The sequence below is a fragment of the Chryseobacterium oleae genome, assembly GCF_900115055.1.
Classification (GTDB): domain Bacteria; phylum Bacteroidota; class Bacteroidia; order Flavobacteriales; family Weeksellaceae; genus Chryseobacterium; species Chryseobacterium oleae.
This window is the reverse complement of record NZ_FOVD01000006.1, coordinates 69707-94157: the sequence shown is the minus strand read 5'-3', so window position 1 is coordinate 94157 and position 24451 is coordinate 69707. Positions and strand designations below refer to the sequence as shown.

The window sequence follows — 24451 nt, the reverse complement described above, 5'->3', positions numbered from 1 at the left end:
GTTTTTGTTCTTGTTAATCAGTTCTTTTTGTGTATTCCAGGGTGATGGTAAAGGAATTAATCGCGGAATAATCGTAGTCAGGTTCTTTCAGAAATTCAATTTTGATGAGTTTCGTTTCTACAGAGATGAAAATCTGGCTTCTCCACTGGTTGCCTGCAAATGCCATATCCAAAGCCCACCATTCGGTAAACATTTCGTTGGAAACGATGGTTTCAATGTCCGGAATATACTTTCCGAGATCGATCTCTCCGGTTCTTGGAATCTCGTCGAAAAACAGCGTTTGTCTGTAAACCGGTTTACCATTGATCCATGTTCCTTCCGTTCTTACTTCCTCGCGGGTATAGGACATTTTTTTGTCTACATACTGCTTTTGGATATAATCCTTGGATTCGGCATAATCCCCATAATATTCGTCTCCTGTAAGACCTCTGGGTTTGCCTGAAGATGATATATGCATGATCGTAATAGGCTCGTCTATATTGGAATCCATTACAATTCCTTTCATAGCCCGGCCATTATAACAGGCAAGAGTCGTTTTTTCCTGTTCCATAGCCAGTTGCGAAGAAAAGCCAGAGACATAAAGCCCGTTATTGGAAAGGTCAATTTTGGTCATGACCCTATTTTGAGCAGCGTTCATAGATGAGATCATCATTCCTTCCGGATAAAACCCGATTTCATTTCTTACTCCTGTGTCTACGTTGTTCCTGTAGATCATATTATTTTCTTCAGGCTGTTCTGTCATCAGTTCCAGATTTCCTGAAATAGGCTTGCCGGCTTGTGTTCCGGATAATGGGATATACGTTCCGGAAGAGACAGATTTAGCTTCCCATCCGATAGTTCCGTCATCTTTCGCTACAAGATTTCTGCTGAAATTGAGGTTCGCTGCCGGAAGATTAGAGACAATGAGTCCCGAAGTTTTAATATTTCCTGCTACCTCCAGCATTTCCGAAGGGTTCTGCGTTCCAAGCCCTGTTTTATCATTACTGTGATAGATGCCGCTGCTTGTAAGACTGGATCCGTTCCAGTAGGGAATATTATAAGACTGCAGATTGAGCTTGGAATAACCGGGAATATCCCCGTTTTGGGCAATAATATAAAAGCCGGTTCCTGCCTGTGGCTTGTTAAGTTTAGCATTTAAAGCATCTTTCAGCCCGCTGATGTTATCCTGGGCAATGCTTTCCTCTTTATGCCAGTAAGCATCCTGCCATTCCCAGAACTGTTCCTGAGTAGGGACATCTCCGTTCTCGAAATATTGTTTTATTTCCTGTTTTGTTTTCATTGTTGCTTTATTTGATTTTTTACATATCAAAGATTAAGGTTCCGCCGGTAACCCTTGTGTTTGCTCCAAATGCATCAGGATAATATTGCGTGGCTCTGTCCAGTAGTACAGAGGATAAACCCGGGTTAAAATTGAAGGCATTCGGCCTGATCAGGGTAACACTTGGAGGTACGTACAATGACTTAAGTTTATTATAAGCAAAGGCAGAATCTTTAATTTCTTTGACGCTTTCAGGGATTACCACTGAAGTCAGCTCATTGTTTTCAAAAGCACGCTCGCCAATAATGGATACATTTCCTGTAATGGTTAAGGTTTTGACTACGTTGCCGCGAAAAGCATCAGCTCCGATGGTAAGTATGCTGTCAGTAAGGATTACTTCAGATATCCCCAATGAATTGGCAAATAGATCGGGAATATGCAATGTTCCTGGTTTGATAAAGATCCTTCTGACCTGCAAATGGGCCAATGAAGCATTTCCGGATTCATCTGTCTCGGCGTAAAAGTCATTGAAACGCGGAAATCCGTTTTCCAGACCTGCAATTTTAGCCATGTCTATTTTCTCGTCCTTGTGCCAGTAGGAATCCTGCCATTCCCAGAAATGGTCTTGTGTAGGCTTGTCTCCGTTCTCGAATTTGAGCCTTAATTCTTGTTTTGTTTTCATAATAAAAACACTGTGATTTTGTTTTGGGTTAATAAATAGGTTATAATGTGAAGAGTCTTTTTACAAAAGCTCTTAAAGGTTTTTAGTTTTTTAAGTGGTAGAACTTATGCCCACTTGTGCATTTCATGTTGTGATTCATTTTTTATGTTTTTTGGTTAGTTTTTGACATAGTTCTGGCTGTCCGGCATTTTGTGAAATGATGGATTCAAAGGGGTATTTGAATGATTATGGGGTGATGTCGGGTGTCTTGATTTGGTGTTTCAAAGATAATTCCGGACAGCGTCAGAACTTGTCGTGTTAGAATGTATTTAGTAAATATCTTCTTCAGGAATACCATCTGTGAACTCTTCCCTGAAAAAGTTTTCAATGTCGTTGAGATAGTTCTCATAGTCCATCTCTGCATGTTCAATGTCGCTCCATTCAATAGTATAGAGATCTTCATCGAAAAGTATATCTGGATTGTGATCTGGTGTTTCCATGTTGGGTGTCTTAAAGTTGAGGTTATGTTTTAAACATATTTCTGGCTGTCCAGCATTGATAAATGGTGAATTCAAAGGCTTTTTAAAATTTTAATGATTGTTTTTTTGTGTCTTTGTTGATACTCCAAAAGTAGTGCGGGAAGACGACAAAACTTGACGTGTTTTAAAAACTTTTTATATTTTTTAAATATTATCTTTTAAGCTTATATTGAGTTATTATAAGGTTAAAAGCTTATATTTTATTTCTGATCAGTTTCTGTACAATCTGGTTCAGTGTTTCCCTGTTGTCATCAATATAGCTCAGTCCCGCCTGGATCAGATTTTCAATGTTCGATCTTCTTACATTATCCATGCCCGGAGAAGCATTTTTTAAAGATGGATTCAACCGGTAATAATTTTTCTGATTTCGCTGGCCCAAAGTCTGAAACATCTGGCAAAGCTGATAATCTACCGTTTCAGCATTCGCAGACATCAGAATATCAATGATGGGATTTACCCAACCGATCTTTCCTGACTTTTGCAGTTTTTTAAAAGAATATGGTCTCGCTTCAATCCCCGTTCCGATAGAAACAATGATCATATCATTCACGCCGGGATGATTGGCTTTCTGATGATTCTTCAATACTTCCGCAAAAGGAATTTTTCTCGCTTCAGCATAAGCACAGAGTGCAGGATTGTTGGCAAACATTCCGCCGTCTATCAGGCTGAAAATCTGTCCGTACATCGATTTGATCTGTACCGGACTGAAATACGTAGGTGCCGCCGATGTCGCTCTGCAGATATCCTTTACATAAAAATTATCTGTGCTCAGATTGGCTTCCCACGAATTGAAAAGCTTGGCTCTTCTGTTTTCTATGTCATAACTGGTAATTAAGCATGGTTTTATAAATTCTTTAAGTTCTAAGTGTCCAAAAAAGTCATTCAAGTTTTTTTCAAGTGATTCCTGAGAAATTTTTTCATTCAGCAGGCCAAACGGGTTGACCAGCTTTTCCCAGAAAGAAACCTGAAAGATGTCGCCGCCCCTTTCAGCGTATAATTCCAATCCTTTCTGGATAGAATATTTCGCTTTTCGGTGTTCATCGGGACATAGAATAATAGAAGCAATCAGTCCGCCTGTGCTGCTTCCGGCTACCAGATCAAAATAATCACCGAGTTTGGCGCCCGGATTATCATGATACTGAAGCTGTTCTTCTATGTAGCGGAGAATAATGCAGGTAATTATACCCCTTATTCCGCCCCCGTCCAAAGAAAGAATGGTTGTCTTTTTCATGTGATGTTTTGTTGGTTTTTAAAAGATAAACTAAGGTCCTGAGACAACTAAAACCAACGTTCTGCCCTTGAAAACAGATGCTGGTTTTAGTATTGAAATCTCAGTTTACTAACGTTTTTCTTATAAAACAAAGGTAGGCCTGGGAAGCGACAGAACTTGTCGTATTATAATTATTTTCAAATAAAAGGGAATTAAAATAGAATATAATTTTGCTTATCCCTCGGCATGTTTGATAGCGTTCGCCAAGTCGTTTTCACAAGGCCTTTTTTAGTCTGGATATTCTTTTTTTCGAAGTGGGGAAGGTCTTTGAAAATCTTCCAGTTTCCGCCCCAGTCCCAGCCATGTCTGGCGAAAATTTTGACACATTCGTACCAGTCTGCTACCTGATCATTATCCCAGTCTTTGGCGGTGTCCCAGCTTGCTGTTTTTCCGTCGATCATCAGGCAGATATCTACGGCAAGTCCATAGTTGTGAATGCTCTGTCCTGCTTTGGCGTTGGTTACTTTTTTGCCCGCCGTGATTCTTCCGATGGCGTATAGTTTTTCCTGCTCTTCAAAAGATCTCAGGCCTTGTGTAATTCTGATTTTTGCTCTTCCGGTAAGGGCCTCGTCGCACTCTTTGATGATTTGTTTTACTTCATCTCTTACGGAAGGATGGAGTTTGTTGATTCTCTCTGTGGTTACTTTGTCCATGATGTATATTGTTATAATACAAAAGTATAGATCAGAGGCGACGAAACTTGACGTGTTTAATTAAATTTTCAAATAAAAGGTTTTATTATTTGCTAATAAATTACAGCTATATGAAGGATGATACAGGATTTTATGATTATTTCAAATTAAGTTTATATAGGGTCGGAAAAATTAATATAGAAAAAGATAATTGACTGTATATTTGTAAAAAACTTGCTCATTAAGATTGAAAATTGAAATGAGAAACTGATAAAAACACAATATTTCAATGCATACTATTTTACCTTTTTTCCTGGCAATGATAGCCGCTATCGTATTGCTGAATATGTGGGCCACCAAGCTGAAAATTGCTTACCCGATTCTGCTTGTCGTCTTCGGTTTGCTGGTCAGTTTTGTCCCGGGACTTCCTGTTGTAAAGGTAGACCCGGATCTTATTTTCTTTATATTTTTGCCGCCCTTACTGTTTGAAGCTTCATGGGCTATTTCCTTCAAGGAGATGAGGAGATGGTGGCGTATTATCGGAAGTTTTGCTTTTCTGGTGGTGTTTTTCACTGCGCTATCCGTTGCTGTGGCGGCCAATTATTTTATTCCAGGATTTACCATCGCTTTAGGATTTTTGCTGGGAGGAATTGTTTCTCCACCGGATGCTGTAAGTACCGGAGCTATTATGAAATTTGTAAAAATTCCAAAAACCACTTCTGCTATTCTGGAAGGAGAAAGTTTATTAAATGATGCCTCTTCCCTGATTATTTTCCGCTTTGCGCTCATAGCTGTCGGAACCGGTCAGTTTGTGTGGCAGGAAGCTTCCCTGAGTTTTTTATGGATGGTCATTGGCGGCGCTGGAATTGGTCTCGTGTTGGGGTGGATTTTCGTGCAGGCTCATAAAAGACTCCCTACAGACGCCTCTTCTGATATTGCCATGACCCTTATAGAACCTTATATCATGTACTGGGTAGCAGAGCAGTTTCACAGTTCCGGAGTACTTGCCGTAGTCTGCGGAGGTTTGTTTATGTCGACAAGACGTCTCATATTTTTGAATAGTGCGAGCAGAATAAAAGGACACAGTGTGTGGGAAAGCTTTGTATTCATCCTGAATGGGATCGTTTTCTTACTCATCGGTCTTGAACTTCCTGAAATTGTAGGAGGGCTGCGTTCCGAAGGAATTCCTTTAGCAACAGCCATACAATACGGAGTACTCGTAACCGCTGTTCTTATTCTGGCCAGAATTATCAGTGCCTATGCGGCCATGGTGGCTACCTATGTCTTTCGGCCAAGTGTTGCTCCGAGGGCGTCTACAAGAAGGAGAAGTCTGCTCATGCCTCTTTTTCTTGGCTGGACGGGGATGAGGGGAGTGGTTTCATTGGCGGCGGCACTTGCTATTCCTATCACCCTTAGCAATGGTGAGCCTTTCCCCAACAGAAATTTAATACTGTTCATCACATTTGTGGTCATCCTTCTTACTTTACTCGTTCAGGGCCTTACTTTGCCTTATATTATCAGTAAAGGACGGGCATTTCAGGATTTTATGAATGAAGAGGAAGAAGAAAAGACAAGATTGAAAATAAAACAAGAATTGAAACAACACGTCTATCAGTTCCTTAAAACAAAACATGAAAACGAACTTCAGGGACATGCAGGAGTAGAAAGGATGCTGAAACACTGGGAAGAAAAAACAAAAGCCAACGATGACGGCTGGATGAATGAAAAAAATAAAATCATCTTTGTTGAAATGCTGGAAGTGCAGAGACAGTATCTCTCAGAGTTGAATAAAGATGTTACCATCAATGAAGACGTAATCCGCCAGCAATTATACCAGATTGACCTTGAAGAGGAGCGTCTGAAGATGATCTAAACGGAGAACTCGGGGTGGCAAATTATTTGTAATAGCCTCCACTTAATCACAAAAATATTTTTCCCAAGTTATAATTATCAAAATCCTTCGGTTCAAGATCCTCTGGTCGTACACCAGAGGAATATTTCCATACTTCTGAATAAAAACAAAATGATAGAATATACATATTGAGTTTTCCTTTCTTATCTCTTAAAAGCGTATTGTATCTGGGAAAAACAATATTGATATTAATTATATCAACTTTAATGGTTGGTTTGATATAAAAAGTATCTAATTTTGTAAAGTGAACCGAGCAATTGTACATATGGACCTGGATACATTTTTTGTATCCTGTGAGAGGCGTAATAACTCGCAGCTTGACGGTATTCCCTTAATCATAGGAGGGGGCGACCGTGGAGTGGTGGCCTCGTGTTCCTATGAAGCAAGAAAATTTGGGGTTCGCTCAGCGATGCCAATTCGGATGGCATTAAGACTTTGTCCCGACGCAAAAGTGATTCGTGGCGATCATGAAATGTACTCTAATTTATCACATGTGGTTACGGAAATCATTCAGGAAAAAGTTCCCCTGATGGAAAAAGCAAGTATTGATGAGTTTTATCTTGATTTATCCGGGATGGATAAGTTTTTTGGATGCTATCAATGGACAAAAGAAATTGCAGAAGCGGTGACTAAAGAGGCCGGGCTTCCCATAAGTTTTGCGCTGTCAACGAATAAAACCGTTTCTAAAATTGGTACCGGAGAAGCAAAACCCGTTGGGAGAATGGAGATCAATGAAATGGAAATTAAGCCATTCTTAAATCCCCTGTCAATCAAAAAAATTCCAATGGTGGGTGACAAGACCTTTCAATTGTTATCAAGAATAGGAATCCGCACCATCCATACATTATCGGAAATGCCGGTGCTGGTCTTGCAGCAGATGATTGGTCTTAACGGAAAAGAATTATGGAAAAAAGCCAACGGAATTGATGAAAATCCTGTGGTTCCTTATTCTGAAAGAAAATCTATATCAACTGAAAGAACTTTTACCTCCGATACCATGGATATGATAGAATTAAAAAGATTGATTTCGGGAATGGCAGAACAGCTGGCTTATCAGCTGAGACAGGAAAAATGGTTGACATCAACGGTTGTTATAAAAATACGTTACGCCAATTTTGATACGGAAACCAAGCAGTGTAAAGTATCGTACACATCTGCCGATCATACCTTGTCGAGAGTGGCATTGGACCTTTTTAATAAAGTCTATACAAGGAGAATGAGGCTTCGGCTTGTAGGCTTACGGTTTACAGGATTGGTACATGGAAATCATCAAATGAATTTATTTGAAGATACTGAGGAGCAAATGAGTTTGTATCAAACGATGGATTATATCAAAAACCGTTTCGGATCCGATGCTGTAGGACGGGCCTCCGGATTCGATTTCGGGAAATAAGTTTTAAATCTTTCAACATGTTTATTAATTGTCATTCCTTCCATAGCCTCCGTTACGGAACTTTATCCATTAAGGAATTGGTAAGGCAGGCGCATGAATTGGGGGCCAAACAATTGGTATTGACTGACATCAATACCGTGACCGGAATCTATGATTTTAAAAAAGCATGCGAAGATCTGGGTATAAAACCTATTCCCGGAGTTGAAGTCAGAAAAGAAGGAAAACTTCTGTATGTGGCAATTGCCAGAAGGTTCTCAGGAATTGGTGAAATTAATAAAGTAATCACTGATCATAATTTTGATGATAAAGAACTCTTTGAAACGGCACCGGAATTTAAAGAGGTATTGGTGGTGTATCCGATGAGTAATATTCCTGCAGAACTGAAAACCAATGAGTTGGTGGGAGTCAGAATAGAAGAGTTAAATTTTCTCATCCGTCCGGAATACAAAAAGTACATTTCTAAAATGGTCGTCCTTCATCCTGTCACTTTCAGCACAGATGAAGAATATGGACTGCACAAAATCCTCCGGGCCATTGATAATAACATATTGCTGTCAAAATTAACAAAAAGAGAGGTTTGTCGTCAATCTGAATATTTCATTTCCGAACAGCATATTATAAAGACATTTGAGAGATATCCCCAAATTATTGAAAACACAAAAAACCTTCTTGAACAGTGTGATTTTGAATTTGATTTTAAAAAAGTTAAGAACAAACAGTTCTATACAAAATCTAAAGAATCTGATGTACAACTTCTCCGCAGGCTGGCATATTTAGGCTTGGAAAAAAGATACGGACTCGGTCATGAAGTGGCTCAAACAAGAGTTGAGAAAGAACTGGGAGTTATTGATGAACTCAATTTCTGTTCTTACTTTCTGATTACCTGGGATATTATCCGTTACAGCAATAAGATGGGGTTTATGCATGTAGGGCGGGGAAGCGGGGCGAATTCAATAGTTAGTTACTGCTTAGGAATTACCGATATCTGTCCGCTGGAGCTGGATTTGTATTTTGAACGGTTCCTTAATCTTAACCGAAAGACACCACCGGATTTTGACCTCGACTGGAGCTGGCAAAACAGAGATGCCATCTTGGAATATATTTTTGATCGATATGGAAAAAACCATGTTGCTTTTTGTGGAACCAATGTCGAGTTTAAATACAGATCTATTTTCAGAGAAGTAGGTAAGGTATTCGGTTTACCCAAAGAAGAGCTGGATGATTTGTCGAAAAAACCAATGGAGAGCCATGACCGGAATTCAGTGGTACGACAGGTTCAGAAATACGGTAAATTATTGGAAAAGTTTCCTAATCAAAGAAGTATGCACGCATGCGGAATTTTGATTTCAGAAGAACCTATTACCCATTATACCGCATTAGAAATGCCTCCGAAAGGATTCCCGATTGTTCAGTTTGATATGAACGTAGCAGAAGATATTGGCCTGGAAAAATTTGACATTCTTTCGCAAAGAGGACTTGGGACCATTAATGACACTGTAAATCTGGTTAAAAAAACAAGGGGAATCACCATTGATATCCGGGACACGACCTTGTCAAAAAATGAAGAACAGGCAAATGAATACTTAGCGGTAGGAAAGACAATCGGATGTTTTTATATAGAATCCCCGGCCATGCGTGGGCTTTTAAGAAGACTGAAATGTGACAATTACAGAACCCTCGTCGCAGCTTCTTCCATTATCAGACCGGGAGTCGCACAAAGTGGAATGATGCGGGAATACATTTTCAGGCACAATCATCCCGATCAGTTTGAATATTTTCATCCGGTGTTTGAAGAACATTTGAAGGAGACTTATGGGATTATGGTGTATCAGGAGGACGTGATTAAAATTGCCCAGTACTTCGGAGGGCTGTCCTTGGCAGATGGAGATATTCTGCGAAGAGCCATGAGTGGGAAAGGCCGCTCTATTCAAAAGCTGCAGGAAGTAAGGACAAATTTCTTTGAATCGTGTAAGAAAAAAGGGCATTCTGAGGCGTTGACGGCCGAAGCTTACCGGCAAATTGAATCCTTTGCCGGATATTCTTTCTGTAAGGCCCATTCAGCATCGTATGCCGTGGAAAGCTATCAGAGCCTTTATCTGAAAGTATATTATCCCTTAGAATTTATGGTTTCTGTGATCAATAATCAGGGAGGTTTCTACCGCACTGAAGTGTATATCCATGAAGCGAAAATGTCCGGAGGGAATATCCAGACTCCTTGTGTGAATACAAGTGAATATCAAACGACACTGAAAGGAACAGATGTTTATTTGGGCTTAATGCTTTTGGAAGGGCTGGAAACACGAATTGCTCATGCAATTGTTGAAGAACGTGAAAAAAATGGAGATTATAAGTCATTAGAAGATTTTATCAGACGCATTTCCATTGGTATTGAAACTGTACAGATTTTAATTTTTATTGGCGCATTCAGATTTACCGGTAAGCCCAAAAATGAATTACTGGTTGAAGCACGGCTGTTATTAGTCAATTTTAAACCTGAAAACAGGGGGCTTATGTTAATTGAAGAACCTGTTCAGGAATTTAAATTACCTCAATTAAAAAGAGAAAATTTCGAAGATGCTTTCGATGAAATTGAATTGATAGGTTTTCCGGTTTCATGCAGTCCTTTTGATCTTTTGCAGACAAAATACAGAGGTTCTGTTTTTGTAAATGATTTATTGAAATTTCACAAAAGACAGGTAAAGATGCTGGCTTATCTGATTTCAAGAAAACATGTTCCTACTAAAAAAGGGACGATGTATTTTGGAACCTGGATAGACGTCCATGGTGAGTATTTTGACACAGCCCATTTTCCCGATAGTTTGAAGCAATATGATTTTCAGGGAGGAGGGTGTTATTTGCTTTTAGGAACGGTGGAAGTCGATTTTCATTTTCCAACCATCACCATCCATAAGATGGCTAAAATGCCCATGATTCCTGATCCCCGTTATGCTTATGATAAAGAGAAGCAATACGATATTCACAGGCAAATTAAAGAAGATGTGAGTATGACATCCAGAAAACCTTATCCGCAGGCACATGAGATTGGGTTGCCAAGAGGACGTTTAATATAATGTCTGTTTCCTTAAGGTTTTTGGTATTTCCAGTGCCTGGCTTTTCCCTCTGCAAGCCACTCCAAAGCCTGTTCCATTCTTTTGTTTCTGGTTGCTTCGGTTTTGGCCTCGGTGATCCAGTTGATGTACTCTTTTCTGAAAGACGGTGAACCTTTTTCAAAAACCTCTGAAGCTTTTTTATCCTTATTCAAGGCAGCCTGAAAATAATCAGGGACCTCAATTTCCACTTTGGACGGTGCCGCTTTTTTCATCGTAACGCCCATGTCGGTAAGTTCCATAGCTTCTTTAATCATTTTTTTAAGCTGAACTTTAGAGGGAAGATCCTCCATTTTAGTAAGCTTTCCTAAACTGAACATTGAACTTTTTTCGGCGGCCGTTTCCATTTCCTTTAACGTTTTCATCTCCCCATGTAGCCAGAATCCAAGGCTGCAATATTGTTTGAAGGAGGTAACTGAACAGAGAATTTTTCCCTTGTACATGAAAGTGGGAAATTTCCACTTTAGAACTTCTTCTGTTTCGGGACAGCATTCATGAACGGTTTCCCGGAGATAAGTTAAAATGGGTTGTGCAAAATCAGGGGATCTTTCGATGTATTCATCAACCTGTATATTGTATTTTTCCATAGTTTTTTACTGAAATAATTGAACGGATTCATTGACAAGGAATTTCACCTGATCCGGTCTTCCTCTGTCATTTTTAGGGTTATTGCTGTAGCTTCCGGTTCTTACGATTACCATATTGTATTCCGGAACCATAATGATATATTGCCCCTGTAATCCAAGGAAATAATAATGTTTAACGGGATTGTCATGATTGATCCAAAGTCCCATTCCATAAATTTCCTGAGATTTTTCAGTAGGCGTTCTCATTTGCTCGATAAAATTCAGATTGAGGATTTGTTGCTCTCCAACTTTTCCATCATCTAAAAACAGCTGTCCCAGTTTCGCATAATCTCTCGCATTGGAGTGGATGCAGCAATATGTTTTTTCCATCCCGTGATTGTCGGTGCTCCATGAGGCGTTTTGTTCCATGCCCATCGGGATCCATAATTTTTCGGATAAATAGCTGGCTAATGTTTGATTCAGGGCTTTTTTTAAAGCAAATCCGAGAAGTTGAGTCGCTCCGCTTTGGTATTGAAAACGGGTGCCGGGCTGTTCCTGAAATCTTCTTGAAAATACGGCTTTGATGAGGTTTCTGCCATAATAAGCTTTGGCATTCGGCAGAAATGGATTGTTGTAATCTTCATCCCAGTCGAGTCCGGCTTCCATCTGGGCTAAATTCTTAAGTGTAACCTCACTTCCGAATTCTTTTTCTTTAAATTCAGGATAGAAATCAGAAAGCCTGTCATCGATATTTTTAATGATGCCTTCCTCAAGTGCTTTCCCCAAAAGCATTACTGTCACAGCTTTCGCCATTGAAAAAGAATTAGTCTGTGAAAGCTGGTTGTAGCCGTCCCAATACTGCTCATGAAGGATTTTTCCGTTTTTTATAACCACAAAAGCTGCGGTTTTGGAATGTTTCAGATTATCAAGTACATGTTCAGGCAGCTCCTTCTTGTTGTAGTCGGGATCTTCCGTCCAGAGTTCCGGTTCCTCCGTAGCGATGAGGTTTCCCGGAAAAAGCTTTCCATCATCGATGTAGGCGCTGGATCTTCCTTTAAGATACGTTTTCGAAATTCCGCTGAATAAATAGTCGTATCCCAAAAGATAAACTGCGGCTACCCCTACGGCTGCTCCGCCTATTACATATTTTAATGCCTTCATATGATCATGAGTATCAGTCTCAAACAAATTTAAAATAATTTTGATAAGAAAAGGAGAAAGGAACGGTAAATAAACTATTTTTGCGATTATTGATGAAAAATATGACCAGAAAACTCATTGTATTCGTGTTTTTCATTTTTTCAGTGATGGGAGCCGCCCAGACCTATAAAATGATCGACACCGCAGACTATTTGCAGAGAAAAGAATTTTTAAAAAGTTTTGCCGGAAATAACGAAGTTTTTATAAAAAAATTAAGATCGCAGTATTCCGGGAAGACAGGCTCTGAACTGTCTAAAATTTATAAAGAATTCGGAACCGATTTTGAAAAACAGGTGAAAAACAAAGATTTTATTTTTAAATCTGAATTTGAAACGGAAATAAAAACCCTGATCCAGCGCCTGAGAAAAAATAATCCCAGAATTCCTCAGGATCTTAAAATTTTGGTAGCAAGAGATAATACACCCAATGCCTATTGCCTTGCGGACGGAACTTTTGTCATCAATATGGGACTGTACAACTGGCTGAATGGTGAAGACCAGATCGCTGCCGTGATTACCCATGAATTAGGTCATAAGATCGATGAACATTCCCTCAAAACTTTTTTAAGCATTATTGAACAGAATCAGCTGGATAAAATAACCGTACAAAACCTGAAAGAAACGACGGAAAGTCGCAGTCAGACCCAGAATAAAAAAGCTTTTGACATCCTTAAAAACCGCGCGTATAAAAAAGGAGTGGAAAGAAGAAAACAGGAAATGAAGGCAGATTCGCTGGGTTACGTGATTTTTAAGAACAGTGATTTTAAAAAGAATGAATATGTAAACGCACTTCAGCGGCTACAGAATTTTGACACCATTTCCCCGCGCCAGCTGAAGATAGAAACCTATAAAAAGTTTTTTGATCTTCCCAAACAAGCCTTCAACGAAAAGTGGATGAAGAAGGAAGATTTCTCGCTGTACAATTACAATTTTTATAAAGAAAAACTGGATAAAGATTCCTTGGCCTCGCATCCGGAAATGTCCAGAAGAATTGAAAAGCTGAAAAAAATATTTCCTGAACTTAAACCATCGGTGGAGTCGGAAAAGCCTACTGAGACTTTTACAACCTTGAAGAAAATGGCCAGAATGGAGATTCTTCCCAATTATTTTCACTCCGAAGATTACGGACTGGGAATTTATGCCTCGATGCAGTTTTTGCAGGATGGGGAAGAGGAAAAGTATTACAAAGGCTGGCTGGGTAAATGTTTCTCGAAAATATACGAAGCCCGGAAAAATTACAACCTGAACCGTTATCTGGACAGGATAGAACCCAAAAATCAAAGTGAAAGTTATCAGCAGTTCCTGAACTTTATGTGGAACCTGAGCCTTGATGATATCAAAAATATAGCAGACTTTTATCAGAGCAGCTACCAAATAAAAGAATCCTGATGCATCATCAGGATTCTTGTTTTTTTAATAGTTCAGTTTTTCTAAACGGAGCTTATTGAATTTTTCTTTTTCGTTGTATTCACGGAGAAGAATGTAGCCCTCTTTCCCAACGTATGGTGTAACGGCATAATTGTCTTTCTCAGAAATAGGAATGATTTCCTGCTTGAATTTTCCATCGATCACCGTATTGATGAAAAGATTCCATTTTTTCTGTCTGGTGACTTCATCTTTCTGATAATCGCGATAGAAGAATACCACATCTTTTCCACCGTTGAGGTATTGTGAGAAAAGGTAATCACTGTTGACCCATTTTGACTTCTCTTTCTCAAAAACCTGGATATTTTTAATCTTGAAATCTTTATCGGTATACACATAAACGAGGTCTGTAGTTTTAGGAGCGTTGTACTGTCCGGCCGGTTTGTATTTTTCCGTAAGAATTCCTACACTTCCGTCATTCATAAAGTACATATCTTTGGTTTGAAGCATATAACCGCTTTCTACCATACCATTGGTGTTGATTTTCGGAAGATAGGACGCGAAATCCGGCTTGAAATTGATTTGTTTTGTATCTACCGTAAAATCTGATTTGTTGACCATCATTCTGGCATATCCGATATAATCATTCTTGGCGAAATTTCTTCCCAGAAGAACAATCTTGTCATCAAATGTTTTATCATTATCAAGGCTGCTGTCATAGCCCACAGCGAAACTGTCGATGAGGTCTATGGTGGTGTCGGAAAGTCCTGTGATTGGCTTATTGGAAGCTTCTTTTCCTGTTTTCATATCGATCACGACCATGCTGAAAGACTTTTTATCATCGTCCGCCTTTTTCATGATGCAGTACATGTATTTCTCGTCTCTGTCCAGAACGGATAAGGTGGAGAAAACCTTTTTGGTACCATCGGTATTGTATTTATAGCGCCAAAGCTCCTTTTTATTATCATCAAATTTAATGATGCTGTTGTTGTTCACATACTTTCCGTAGTCTTTGTATTCTACGGCAAAGTAGCCACCTTCTTTTACTTCTCCAACCGCGGAAACATAGTTATAACCCTTTTCTTTTTTCTCTTCCCGGTTTTCCTTGCGCTGTGCTTTCCAGTTTTTAGGCTCGTTAATTTCCTTGAATGTTCCGTCTTCAAGATAATCGTAGTATACTTTTCTTTTGATGGTATTGGTTTTTGGATCGATGACCATAGAAACCGGAGTGAAGACCTCTCTTGATTTTACCAGAGAATAATCCATCATGGAAGGTCTTAAGATGATTTGTCCCTTAAAGTCAACATAGCCGCGGTAAGAAGCAGCTGTGATATCGCCTTCAAATTCTTTATTGGCAACAGGATTAAGGTTTTTATCCAGAATTACATATTCGAATTTTTTGGTTCTGTCACCCGTTTTTCCGTAAGAATAAAGGGATACATAGCCGTAAAGATTGTCCTTATCATCGAAGAGGGCATTCATTCCCACATGATCACCGGCAGCCAGTGCAGTAAGGTCCTGAGTCTGGGAATAAGCCAGCATCTGAACAAGCCCGAATACCAGTAAACTTATTTTTTTCATAGTTATTATTTTGCCAAAAATAATAAATTAACGGATACGCCGGAGAAGTTTCATTTTCTTTATTCATTTTCTAAATAAAACAGAGGACAGGAAAGATTTTATCTGATGAAGAAAGTGTGTTGTACTGAGTTTTTCTGAAAATGAAAAACCTTATAGGTCTCGAAGACTTATAAGGTTTATATGATGAATATTAATAGAAAGAATCAGCGTTATCTGCAACAATTTGCGCGAAATTATTAAAAGCTGTAAATAAGCAATAAAAAAGCCCCAATTAATGGGGCTTTAGTCTATAGTTTAGAAAGTAAATTTCTGAAGTTTGTTTTTTCGTCGATGATTCTTCTTAATTCAGAAACAGGAACTCTTTCCTGCTGCATCGTATCTCTGTCTCTTATCGTCACTGTGTGATCTGTCAGAGAGTCGTGGTCGATCGTAATACAGTAAGGAGTACCGATGGCATCCTGTCTTCTGTAACGTTTTCCGATGGCATCTTTTTCTTCGTAGAATAAGTTGAAATCATATTTCAGGTCGTTGAAGATCTTTTCAGCATATTCAGCAAGACCGTCTTTTTTCATTAACGGAAGGATTGCTGCTTTGATTGGTGCCAATGCCGGTGGTAAAGATAAAACTGTTCTTTCCGAACCATCTTCCAATACTTCGTCTTTAAGACAGTGTGAGAAGATAGAAAGGAATAATCTGTCCAGACCTACAGAAGTTTCCACTACATACGGTACATAGTTTTCGTTTCTTTCCGGATCGAAGAACTGAAGTTTTCTTCCTGAGAATTCTTCATGCGCTTTTAAGTCGAAATCTGTTCTTGAGTGAATTCCTTCCAGTTCTTTGAAACCGAATGGGAAGTTAAATTCAATATCAGCTGCTGCATTCGCATAGTGAGCCAATTTCTCGTGATCGTGGAATCTGTAATTGTCATCTCCTAAACCTAAAGCAAGGTGCCAGTTCAGACGTTTTGTTTTCCACTGTTCGTAGAATTCAAGTTCAGTTCCCGGAGCTACAAAAAACTGCATTTCCATTTGTTCAAATTCACGCATTCTGAAGATAAACTGTCTTGCAACAATCTCATTTCTGAACGCTTTACCGATTTGTGCAATACCGAAAGGAAGTCTGTGGCGTGACGTTTTCTGTACATTCAGGAAGTTAACGAAGATACCTTGAGCCGTTTCCGGTCTCAGATAAAGATCCATGGCGCTGTCTGCTGAAGCTCCAAGTTTTGTTCCGAACATCAGGTTGAACTGTCTTACTTCCGTCCAGTTTTTAGAACCTGTGTCAGGATCAGCGATTTCAAGCTCTTCAATTAAAGCTTTTACATCAGCAAGGTCTTCATTTTCCAGAGATTTAGCCAGTCTTGAAAGAATAGCCTCTCTTTTGGCGCGGTATTCCAGGATTTTTGGATTCGTCGCTACAAACTGAGCCTTATCAAAAGAATCACCGAATCTTTTCGCTGCCTTTTCAATTTCTTTATTCTCTTTATCTTCAATTTTCGCGCAGTAGTCTTCTACCAGAACATCTGCTCTGAAACGTTTTTTAGAATCTTTATTGTCAATCAATGGATCGTTGAAAGCGTCTACGTGGCCTGATGCCTTCCATGTGGTAGGGTGCATAAGGATCGCGGAATCAATACCCACAATATTTTCGTTAAGCTGTACCATAGCTTTCCACCAATACTGTTTGATATTGTTTTTTAATTCGGCACCGTTCTGTCCATAATCATAAACAGCGGATAAACCGTCATAGATCTCACTGGAAGGGAAAATAAAACCATATTCTTTAGCGTGAGAAATCACTTTCTTGAAAACATCTTCTTGCTTTGCCATAATTTTTTTACGTCTGATGTGCAAAAATATGAATTTGGATTCCAAATTCATGAAATTCAATAAAAAAAGCAGAAAAAAAGCTTTTGAATATCTGTTAAGAAGAATAAGTTTTTAAGAACGCCAGTTTTCTACTTCTGATCATAAACATAGATTATAACGCGACAGCTTTTGTCGTTTTCCGCATTTATATTTGCTTTAATAGATAATTTAAGTTTTAAAATCAATGATTCTCTTGTAATAAATCAGATTTGTAATCAGTAAAAACACACCTATGAACAGAAAAAAGTATTTTCAAAATTATGATGATTTTGATGAAGAGAGCCAAAGTATGCTTTGGGTTTTTCAAAATAAAGTATTGAAAAAAATTCCGCAGCAAAACAATTCATTAGCCAAAGCCACGCAAATAGCAGATAAGGTTAGCAATATTTCAGAATCACTTTCTGAAGTTACAGCCTGGATCACAGATGAATATGTTGATTTGGAAGCTTTTGTTCTTAGAATAAAGGCAGCAAACAGAGGAATGAATGATTATCAGTTTTCTTATAATCCACAAGAATTAGAATCCAACATTGAGCATAAAAGTGTTCAAAATAAGAATAATGGATTTATTCAACTTAAGATATATAGAAACCCTAAAATAGGCAATGTAAGTGTTAAGTGGAAAGATTCACGGATCACCCAAAAAATAGATCCGCGCAATAAGAAAATCTATTACAGGCTGCATTTCTATTATGTAAACAGCCGGGAAACAGCTTTTGTTCTGGAAACCTTCTTGTATCAGGACTTCAGAGATCTGAATATACTACTAAACTATGGAGATGTGGATCAGTATGAAGCAGATTATAATTATTTTCTTCAAAATTTCGCCAATGCTGTGCGGAATGAGAAAAGCGCAGAAAGATTGAAATTTATTTATGAAAATATTCCGGAATCCATTTTGTCAGGTATTTCCCGTTTTGTAGATAATGAAGTGTTTTTTGAGCATCTGGATATTCTTTCAAAAGATGACGATTCTGATATATTCAAAGACAGCAGTACAGCGGTGATACAGATCTTCAAGGCATTTGGAAACCCAATACCTATTCTGAATTATTTCAGGGAGAATCCTTCAAAGCTAAACAGAATCTATTATAACCTGGATAAAAGCAGTGAACTTAACGGAAAGCTTTTAAGTAACCGTATGATTCTTGCCAATATCATGTTAGTTTTTTCAATGTTTTCGAAAAATGTCAAACAAAAGAAAACAGCCCAAACTTTTACAATTGGAAAAGGATTTAAAATTAACAGTAATATTCTGGAGGGTGGAATTTTCCAGAATAATGATGATAATTACCGGGATACTTTTTTCCTGCAGCAACAGAAAGAAGAACAACGCAACGTAAAAGTTATTCCAAAAGAGGGTAATCCTAATGAGCAGGAAACTGTAATAACTGATTTAGACGACGGAGCACAATATCACCCTTTAGATATGGTGTACCTTATTGATAGTAGTGGTGAAAGGGAAGTCTCTTATTTTGTTCCTGCTATTTATATAAAAGCACTGGCAGATGAACGGGAATGGGAAGTTGTGTTACAGAATATTCGGATAGCAGCGGATATTGTAGCTGTGATTCTGGGATTATTAACCCTCCCAACAGGAAATCCATATTTTCTTTTACTTGCTATTGCTGATATTTCCCTTGCAGGAGCAGACCTTACGATACAGGCTTTTAAAGAAGAAATTTTGAAGTATGAAGGAGGGAAAGAGTTTCTTGAGGCTTGGGAGAAAATATATGTCTATGGAGGTTCTGCTTTAATAGCAGCTAATATTGCAGGAGGTTTTTATTTAGGAGCAGCCAGACTTCTTACTAAAATAGCAGAAGGAGAGGTTAAAAATTATTTGAAGTCTTTGGTTATCAAAGTTGTTTTAGAAACGAATATTACTAATTTTACAGAAGACTCTATAAAATTATTGTCTTCGGGTAAAGAAGCTTTTTTTGATTCTAATTACCTGTTGAGGCTGGTCCCGGTACAAAGGCTTATAGATAAAGGTGTTCTTATAATTTCCGGAAAAGCTACCGAAAGCAGAAGCTATCTGAAAGAGTATGTTTTTATTTATAAAGGGGAGAAAATAGCTGCCGGTTCTGCTGCTGAGATTAATAAAAAGCTTGCAGGAGCATTGAAAGCAGGCGCTAAGGATGATGAGATTATAGCTTTTCTGGATGGTATGGAAAGATTAGCCAAGATAGAATCTGGCGAAGCTTTGGATAATATTTATGAAGCATTGAAGTATTTTAATGCTAAAATAGATGGAAAATACATTGTAAGGGTCTCTGAAACCAATTGTGTGAATGTGGTAGTGGCGGTAGAAGAATACTTGAAGACAGGTAAGATTACAACTGCCTTGCATTCAAAAGTTCAGGATATTTATGAATTAGAAAAGATATATGATGCACCTTTTTTGTCGATGGGTATTCCATCAATAAGCAAAGTCATGAAAGAAGGGGAGCGTGGGATCATTTTTGGCTACAGAGGATTTGATATTGATGGACACGTTTTTAATGTAATTAAAAAAGATGGTAAATTGATGTTTATAGATGGGCAAAGTGGCAAAGGCGCTAATTTAAAAAATGGCTTTATTTCATTTAAATATTTGAAAACAAATTAAATTTAGAAAATATGCTAACAGAAAAAGAAATATTAGAAATTGCTAATAAGTATGTCAATTTAATTGAAAAAGAATCTAAAATAGAAATGATAATTGTTCCTTATAGGACACTTGAAAAACCTTATGGATTTATATATTCTTACACTAGTAAAAAATTATTTGAAACTAAAGATGATAGATATGCTATAGCGGGGAATGCTCCTTTTTTGATAGAAAAAGAGACCGGAAATATTATTGTATTTGGCACTGCAAATGTTCGAGAGTATTATATTGAAGAATATGAAGCAGGCAGATGGCCGAAATAAATACAGCAGACTACTTTTTGTAGTCTGTTTTTCTTTACAAAAAGTAGGGAAGAAGGAGAAAGAGGAGTTATTTTTGGAAATAGGGGGGCTGAGATTCCAGGACATGTTTTTAATGTAATGAAAAAGGATACAAAGCTAATATTTGTTGATGGGCAAAGCGGAACCAGGGCAAATTTAGAAGATGGATTCATTTCATTTAAGTATTTAGTAACAACAAAAAAACAATAAATTATGTTAACGAAAAATGAAGTTAAAAAAATTGCAGAAAGCTATATGTTAAGCCTTCAGGAGGAAACTAAAATAGAATTACTCCTTCTTAATGAAGAGACCATTAGTAAAATGTACGGAGATATTTTCTTCTATACAAGCAAAAAATTGTTTGAAACCAATGATGATAAGTATGCTATTGCGGGGAATGCTCCGTTTTTAGTAGAAAATAAGACAGGAAACATTATTGTTTTTGGAACAGCCCATATGGAAGACTATTATATAAAGGAATATGAAGCAGGCAGATGGCCGAAATAAATATAGCAGACTGCTTTGTAACTAAACCTAAATAAAAAGGAGGCTGACACTTACAGACCACCTCCTTTTTTCTTCCTTAACGGCAAGGTTTTATGTTAATAGTCTCGCAGATTGAAGAGATTACGCAGATTTTAGAAGCTATAAGTAATCCCAATACTGTTTCCGCTGAGGTCAAGTTTGTACGAAGTTGTTTTCGTTTCGTCTGTACCGCCAGCTTGGTTCTGTGTATTGATGGCCTTCTTCATGTTTTTTCCTGAGCTTATGGCAAAAGGAATTCCTATTCCGATGGCTCCCAGACCAATTCCTACCAATCCCCAGCCGCCTTTATCTTTTTTCTTGTAAGCAACACCATTTTGATACGTTGTTTTCGTTCTGAATACTTCTTTTGCCAGTCCGAAACCTACCAAACCGCCGCCTATAGCTCCGAAGATCTGCGCAACAGTACCGTTGGTATTCGCTTTTTTCATGTAGCCTAAAGCCTCAGGATTGGTAAATACCTTTTTGTATTCCGAGAACTTGAATTTCTGATCTCCTTTGATAAAAAATTCACGGTTATTCTTCCCGAGTTTAACAGAATCTGAAACCTGAGCAGAGATCGAAATAAAGAAAAAGGCCATGAATAAAGCCGAAAATAATAGTTTCATAAAGTAATTTTTCCGCGAAAATAGAAAAATAAAACTGATAACGGTAATACTTTGTACTATTTTCAGGAGCCGGGAACCTGCTTTCGCTACTCGCTTCTTTATTGGTTTAGGCGCGGCGGCGGAGCCGCCGCGCCTAAACCAATAAAGAGAGCTCAAACATGCCGCTCAATCAGGGCTAAATCGCTCAAAAATTTCTACTTTTGTCCCATGTTAGAAATTCTTTATCGTGACGAGCATCTTATCGCCATCAATAAACCAAGCGGATTACTGGTTCATAAATCGTATTATGCAGGAGAGGCAGATACTTATGCCATTCAGGAATTGAGAGATCAGATCGGGCAATATGTGTATCCTGTGCATCGTTTGGACCGGAAAACTTCGGGTGTTTTGTTGTTTACTTTAGATAAAGATTCTTTGAGAATAATGAGTGATCAGTTTGCAGCGCGAACGGTGGAGAAGAAATATCTGGCCATTCTTCGGGGTTGGGCAAAAGAAGAAGAAACGATTGATTATGATTTGATTAACGAAGACGAAATCCAGCAGAATGCCATTACTTATTACCATCGTTTACAGACTTCGGAAATAGATCTGGCTTTTGGAAAACATCAGACTTCCCGTTATTGTTTGGTAGAAGCTATTCCGGAAACAGGTAGAATGCATCAGCTGAGAAAACATTTTAAACATATTTTGCACCCCATTTTGGGCTGCCGTCCTTACGGTTGCAACAAACAGAATAAATTGTGGCTGGAAACTTTCGATATGAGTAAACTGATGCTTCATGCTCATCAATTGGTGTTTAATCATCCCATTACCAACGAAAGAATTACGGTGAATGCTACAGTAAACGAAGAGTTCAAAAGAGTAGGAGGTATTTTGAACCTGGATTTGAGCTCGTATTCTTAATTTATATGATAAGGATAAAAGTACTTTGATTGTAGATATTTGCGTTTTATAGATGATATTTATAATACATTTTTTCATAAAATATCATAGGTTAGCCGAAGGTTAATTTTAAATTAAGTATTTTTGTAAAACTTTTTTTCAATGTACAAAAGTATCATCAGACCCATTCTTTTCAAATTTGATCCCGAGGAAGTTCATCATTTTACATTTTCAATGCTTAAAAATTTTGGATTTCTTACCAAATTATTTTTCCCAAAACCTATTGAAGACAAGCGTTTGGAAAGAGAAGTTTTCGGATTGAAATTTAAAAATCCTGTAGGATTGGCAGCCGGTTTCGATAAAAATGCTGTCCTGTTCAACGAGTTGGGAGATCTTGGTTTCGGATTTGTAGAAATCGGAACCGTAACACCAAAAGCTCAGGCAGGAAATCCTAAGAAAAGACTGTTCCGTCTCATTGAAGATGGCGGAATTATCAACAGAATGGGGTTCAACAATGATGGTCTTGAAGCCGCAATCGAAAAACTGAAATCCAACAAAGGGAAAATAATCATCGGAGGAAACATTGGAAAAAATACCCACACAACTCCGGAAAACTATACCCAGGATTATCTGGACTGTTTTGAAGGACTTCATCCCCATGTAGATTATTTTGTACTGAATGTAAGCTGCCCGAATGTGGGAAGCCATGCCAAGCTGGAAGATGTAGACTATCTGCGCGAACTGATTACGGAAGTAAAGAAAATCAATCAGTCAAAATCGGTACAGAAACCCATATTACTTAAAATTGCTCCAGATCTTAATAACGCTCAGTTAGATGAAATTGTCGAACTGATTGCAGAGACAAAAATTGATGGCGTGATTGTTTCCAATACCTCTGTCAACCGCGAAGGTCTGAAAACCTCTCCTGAAGTTTTAGAACAGATAGGAAATGGCGGACTGAGTGGAAAACCCATCCGTGAAAGAAGTACAAAAATGATCAAATACCTTTCCGATAAAAGCAACAGAGCATTCCCGATCATTGGAGTGGGAGGAATTCATTCGGCGAAGGATGCGATCGAGAAACTGGATGCAGGAGCAAGTCTGATACAGCTTTACACCGGATTTATCTATGAAGGCCCGGAACTGATCAATGAGATTAATAAAGAAATTTTAAAGAGAGCCAGCAGGCTACCGAGATAATATAAAAAGAGAGCTTAAAGTTCTCTTTTTTATTTTGCCTTTATGACAGAGGCATTTTTTATATCTACCGTAAGACTGTACGCTGCTGTAGATGAGGATTTTTTAATTTTATACTTTAAAATTTTCCGGTCCTGAGATTTTGTTTCTATCGTATCATAAATGTTTTCCAGACAGCTTTCAGTCAGAAATTCTTCATAGTTTTTATAATTCCAGTCTTTGGTAAAGTACAGAATTCTGTAGCCTTTTTCCCCTTCGCTGGCACCACATCTTCCGCATGCATTGAAATTGGAAGAATGCTCAAAGTATAATAAGATACGGTTCCCGTTGTCTCCCGATGCGTAAGAAATCAATTGGTTTCCTCCATGTTTATTAATGAAATCAAACGTATTGATCTTTTTGTTGTTGGGTAAAGTCAGGTAATTGTTATAACGGTAAATCATATTATTTCCGGTAAACAGTTTTGCCGGTTGCGTTTTTTTATCCATATAAAAGTTCCCGGTGATAGAATTTTCTTTAGGGTTATCTGTCGTAAAATTAATAGACTCTTTGGGATTCAAAGCTTCCGCAATTTCTGCAGTTTTTTCCACTTTCTGAGGCGAAGTGATTTGGTCTTTCAATAGTTTGGAATTCTGCTTTTGTTTGTTTCCGAAATGATATAAAGAAAGTTTTCCGTAATCATAAATGCCCGTCAGAGGAATCTTTTTCTGATATTTATCGTAATAATACCAGCCGTCTACAAAATACTGATACAGACTGCAATCTGCAATCCCTGCGAAATGAAGCTGCATGGTAACGGGAACTCCCGCAATTTCGCCTTTAAAAACTTGTGAGGAATCTGTTACGGCCTTAAGTTCAACTTTCTGGCAGAAACAGAGGACAAAAAGAGGGAGGAATAATGTAATAAAAAGTTTTTTCATGGTTTGGTTGGTGAATAGT

Annotated in this window: 21 protein-coding genes; 10 read left to right on the top strand and 11 right to left on the bottom strand. The window is 38.1% G+C overall.

The genetic code is table 11. The features are described 5' to 3' along the window. Positions 1-13: 13 nt before the first annotated feature. The 5 genes from BM143_RS17615 to BM143_RS17600 all read right to left on the bottom strand — a co-directional run bounded on the left by BM143_RS17615 (position 14) and on the right by BM143_RS17600 (position 4381). Positions 14-1279, bottom strand: coding sequence for a hypothetical protein (locus tag BM143_RS17615; protein WP_090025955.1), 1266 nt, complete (start codon positions 1277-1279; stop codon positions 14-16). Positions 1280-1298: 19 nt separating this feature from the next. Next, entirely contained in the window at positions 1299-1940 is a 642-nt protein-coding gene (locus BM143_RS17610) for a leucine-rich repeat domain-containing protein (protein ID WP_090025953.1), read from the bottom strand. A 308-nt stretch (positions 1941-2248) separates the two neighbouring features. Beyond that, positions 2249-2419 carry a hypothetical protein gene (locus BM143_RS24050; RefSeq protein WP_167375310.1) on the bottom strand — a complete coding sequence of 57 codons (171 nt, stop codon included), beginning with the start codon at positions 2417-2419 and terminating at the stop codon, positions 2249-2251. A 232-nt stretch (positions 2420-2651) separates the two neighbouring features. Then, positions 2652-3689: a patatin-like phospholipase family protein gene (locus tag BM143_RS17605; protein WP_090025951.1), complete on the bottom strand. Its 1038-nt coding sequence runs from the start codon at positions 3687-3689 to the stop codon at positions 2652-2654. A gap of 191 nt (positions 3690-3880) precedes the next feature. Next, a complete protein-coding gene (locus tag BM143_RS17600; protein ID WP_090025949.1) occupies positions 3881-4381 on the bottom strand; it encodes a M15 family metallopeptidase in 501 nt (166 codons plus the stop codon). Positions 4382-4649: 268 nt separating this feature from the next. Between BM143_RS17600 and BM143_RS17595 the strand changes: the two genes are divergently transcribed. From BM143_RS17595 to BM143_RS17585, 3 genes are all read left to right on the top strand, one after another. Beyond that, positions 4650-6233 carry a Na+/H+ antiporter gene (locus tag BM143_RS17595; protein WP_090025947.1) on the top strand — a complete coding sequence of 528 codons (1584 nt, stop codon included), beginning with the start codon at positions 4650-4652 and terminating at the stop codon, positions 6231-6233. A 283-nt stretch (positions 6234-6516) separates the two neighbouring features. Continuing rightward, the gene (dinB, locus tag BM143_RS17590) at positions 6517-7665 is read left to right on the top strand and encodes a DNA polymerase IV (RefSeq protein ID WP_090025945.1); all 1149 of its coding nucleotides are present in this window, start codon (positions 6517-6519) and stop codon (positions 7663-7665) included. A gap of 17 nt (positions 7666-7682) precedes the next feature. Further along, entirely contained in the window at positions 7683-10736 is a 3054-nt protein-coding gene (locus tag BM143_RS17585; RefSeq protein WP_090025943.1) for a DNA polymerase III subunit alpha, read from the top strand. 11 nt (positions 10737-10747) lie between these two features. Here the strand turns inward: BM143_RS17585 and BM143_RS17580 are convergent, their stop codons facing one another. Further along, a complete protein-coding gene (locus BM143_RS17580; protein ID WP_090025941.1) occupies positions 10748-11359 on the bottom strand; it encodes a YdeI/OmpD-associated family protein in 612 nt (203 codons plus the stop codon). Between the two features lie 6 nt (positions 11360-11365). Next, positions 11366-12499, bottom strand: coding sequence for a serine hydrolase domain-containing protein (locus BM143_RS17575; RefSeq protein WP_090025939.1), 1134 nt, complete (start codon positions 12497-12499; stop codon positions 11366-11368). A gap of 101 nt (positions 12500-12600) precedes the next feature. Between BM143_RS17575 and BM143_RS17570 the strand changes: the two genes are divergently transcribed. Beyond that, positions 12601-13926: a M48 family metalloprotease gene (locus BM143_RS17570; RefSeq protein ID WP_228430877.1), complete on the top strand. Its 1326-nt coding sequence runs from the start codon at positions 12601-12603 to the stop codon at positions 13924-13926. 24 nt (positions 13927-13950) lie between these two features. On the opposite strand, the gene BM143_RS17565 is transcribed toward BM143_RS17570, so the two are convergent. After that, positions 13951-15483 (bottom strand): hypothetical protein, encoded by a 1533-nt coding sequence (locus BM143_RS17565; RefSeq protein ID WP_090025936.1) that lies wholly within the window; start codon positions 15481-15483, stop codon positions 13951-13953. 287 nt (positions 15484-15770) lie between these two features. After that, entirely contained in the window at positions 15771-17312 is a 1542-nt protein-coding gene (locus BM143_RS17560; protein ID WP_034724100.1) for a glycine--tRNA ligase, read from the bottom strand. A gap of 271 nt (positions 17313-17583) precedes the next feature. Here BM143_RS17560 and BM143_RS17555 point away from each other — a divergent pair, with 271 nt between their 5' ends. Genes BM143_RS17555 through BM143_RS17540 form a run of 4 tightly spaced genes read left to right on the top strand, consistent with a single transcriptional unit; the run spans position 17584 to position 20789 of the window. Next, a complete protein-coding gene (locus BM143_RS17555; protein WP_090025934.1) occupies positions 17584-19959 on the top strand; it encodes a hypothetical protein in 2376 nt (791 codons plus the stop codon). A gap of 11 nt (positions 19960-19970) precedes the next feature. Then, complete coding sequence (locus BM143_RS17550; RefSeq protein ID WP_090025932.1) at positions 19971-20264, top strand: YrhB domain-containing protein; 294 nt, start codon at positions 19971-19973, stop codon at positions 20262-20264. After that, a complete protein-coding gene (locus BM143_RS24305) occupies positions 20265-20492 on the top strand; it encodes a toxin glutamine deamidase domain-containing protein (RefSeq protein WP_090025930.1) in 228 nt (75 codons plus the stop codon). It abuts the gene before it with no gap. A gap of 3 nt (positions 20493-20495) precedes the next feature. Next, a complete protein-coding gene (locus BM143_RS17540; protein ID WP_090025928.1) occupies positions 20496-20789 on the top strand; it encodes a hypothetical protein in 294 nt (97 codons plus the stop codon). 131 nt (positions 20790-20920) lie between these two features. On the opposite strand, the gene BM143_RS17535 is transcribed toward BM143_RS17540, so the two are convergent. Then, positions 20921-21433 (bottom strand): hypothetical protein, encoded by a 513-nt coding sequence (locus BM143_RS17535; RefSeq protein WP_090025926.1) that lies wholly within the window; start codon positions 21431-21433, stop codon positions 20921-20923. A 207-nt stretch (positions 21434-21640) separates the two neighbouring features. Here BM143_RS17535 and BM143_RS17530 point away from each other — a divergent pair, with 207 nt between their 5' ends. After that, positions 21641-22336, top strand: a complete 696-nt coding sequence (locus BM143_RS17530; RefSeq protein WP_090025924.1) for a pseudouridine synthase — start codon at positions 21641-21643, stop codon at positions 22334-22336. A gap of 141 nt (positions 22337-22477) precedes the next feature. Further along, positions 22478-23515: a quinone-dependent dihydroorotate dehydrogenase gene (locus tag BM143_RS17525; protein ID WP_090025922.1), complete on the top strand. Its 1038-nt coding sequence runs from the start codon at positions 22478-22480 to the stop codon at positions 23513-23515. A 29-nt stretch (positions 23516-23544) separates the two neighbouring features. Here BM143_RS17525 and BM143_RS17520 read toward each other — a convergent pair whose 3' ends face one another. Then, positions 23545-24432 (bottom strand): hypothetical protein, encoded by an 888-nt coding sequence (locus BM143_RS17520; protein ID WP_090025920.1) that lies wholly within the window; start codon positions 24430-24432, stop codon positions 23545-23547. Between the last annotated feature and the right edge of the window lie 19 nt (positions 24433-24451).

What these genes read in the sequence shown, in the direction of transcription:
- BM143_RS17615 (WP_090025955.1), bottom strand. Translation starts at nt 1,279, where the DNA reads ATGAAAACAAAACAGGAAATAAAACAATATTTCGAGAACGGAGATGTC.
- BM143_RS17610 (WP_090025953.1), bottom strand. Translation starts at nt 1,940, where the DNA reads ATGAAAACAAAACAAGAATTAAGGCTCAAATTCGAGAACGGAGACAAG.
- BM143_RS24050 (WP_167375310.1), bottom strand. Translation starts at nt 2,419, where the DNA reads ATGGAAACACCAGATCACAATCCAGATATACTTTTCGATGAAGATCTC.
- BM143_RS17605 (WP_090025951.1), bottom strand. Translation starts at nt 3,689, where the DNA reads ATGAAAAAGACAACCATTCTTTCTTTGGACGGGGGCGGAATAAGGGGT.
- BM143_RS17600 (WP_090025949.1), bottom strand. Translation starts at nt 4,381, where the DNA reads ATGGACAAAGTAACCACAGAGAGAATCAACAAACTCCATCCTTCCGTA.
- BM143_RS17595 (WP_090025947.1), top strand. Translation starts at nt 4,650, where the DNA reads ATGCATACTATTTTACCTTTTTTCCTGGCAATGATAGCCGCTATCGTA.
- BM143_RS17585 (WP_090025943.1), top strand. Translation starts at nt 7,683, where the DNA reads ATGTTTATTAATTGTCATTCCTTCCATAGCCTCCGTTACGGAACTTTA.
- BM143_RS17580 (WP_090025941.1), bottom strand. Translation starts at nt 11,359, where the DNA reads ATGGAAAAATACAATATACAGGTTGATGAATACATCGAAAGATCCCCT.
- BM143_RS17575 (WP_090025939.1), bottom strand. Translation starts at nt 12,499, where the DNA reads ATGAAGGCATTAAAATATGTAATAGGCGGAGCAGCCGTAGGGGTAGCC.
- BM143_RS17570 (WP_228430877.1), top strand. Translation starts at nt 12,601, where the DNA reads ATGACCAGAAAACTCATTGTATTCGTGTTTTTCATTTTTTCAGTGATG.
- BM143_RS17565 (WP_090025936.1), bottom strand. Translation starts at nt 15,483, where the DNA reads ATGAAAAAAATAAGTTTACTGGTATTCGGGCTTGTTCAGATGCTGGCT.
- BM143_RS17560 (WP_034724100.1), bottom strand. Translation starts at nt 17,312, where the DNA reads ATGGCAAAGCAAGAAGATGTTTTCAAGAAAGTGATTTCTCACGCTAAA.
- BM143_RS17555 (WP_090025934.1), top strand. Translation starts at nt 17,584, where the DNA reads ATGAACAGAAAAAAGTATTTTCAAAATTATGATGATTTTGATGAAGAG.
- BM143_RS17550 (WP_090025932.1), top strand. Translation starts at nt 19,971, where the DNA reads ATGCTAACAGAAAAAGAAATATTAGAAATTGCTAATAAGTATGTCAAT.
- BM143_RS17540 (WP_090025928.1), top strand. Translation starts at nt 20,496, where the DNA reads ATGTTAACGAAAAATGAAGTTAAAAAAATTGCAGAAAGCTATATGTTA.
- BM143_RS17535 (WP_090025926.1), bottom strand. Translation starts at nt 21,433, where the DNA reads ATGAAACTATTATTTTCGGCTTTATTCATGGCCTTTTTCTTTATTTCG.
- BM143_RS17530 (WP_090025924.1), top strand. Translation starts at nt 21,641, where the DNA reads ATGTTAGAAATTCTTTATCGTGACGAGCATCTTATCGCCATCAATAAA.
- BM143_RS17525 (WP_090025922.1), top strand. Translation starts at nt 22,478, where the DNA reads ATGTACAAAAGTATCATCAGACCCATTCTTTTCAAATTTGATCCCGAG.
- BM143_RS17520 (WP_090025920.1), bottom strand. Translation starts at nt 24,432, where the DNA reads ATGAAAAAACTTTTTATTACATTATTCCTCCCTCTTTTTGTCCTCTGT.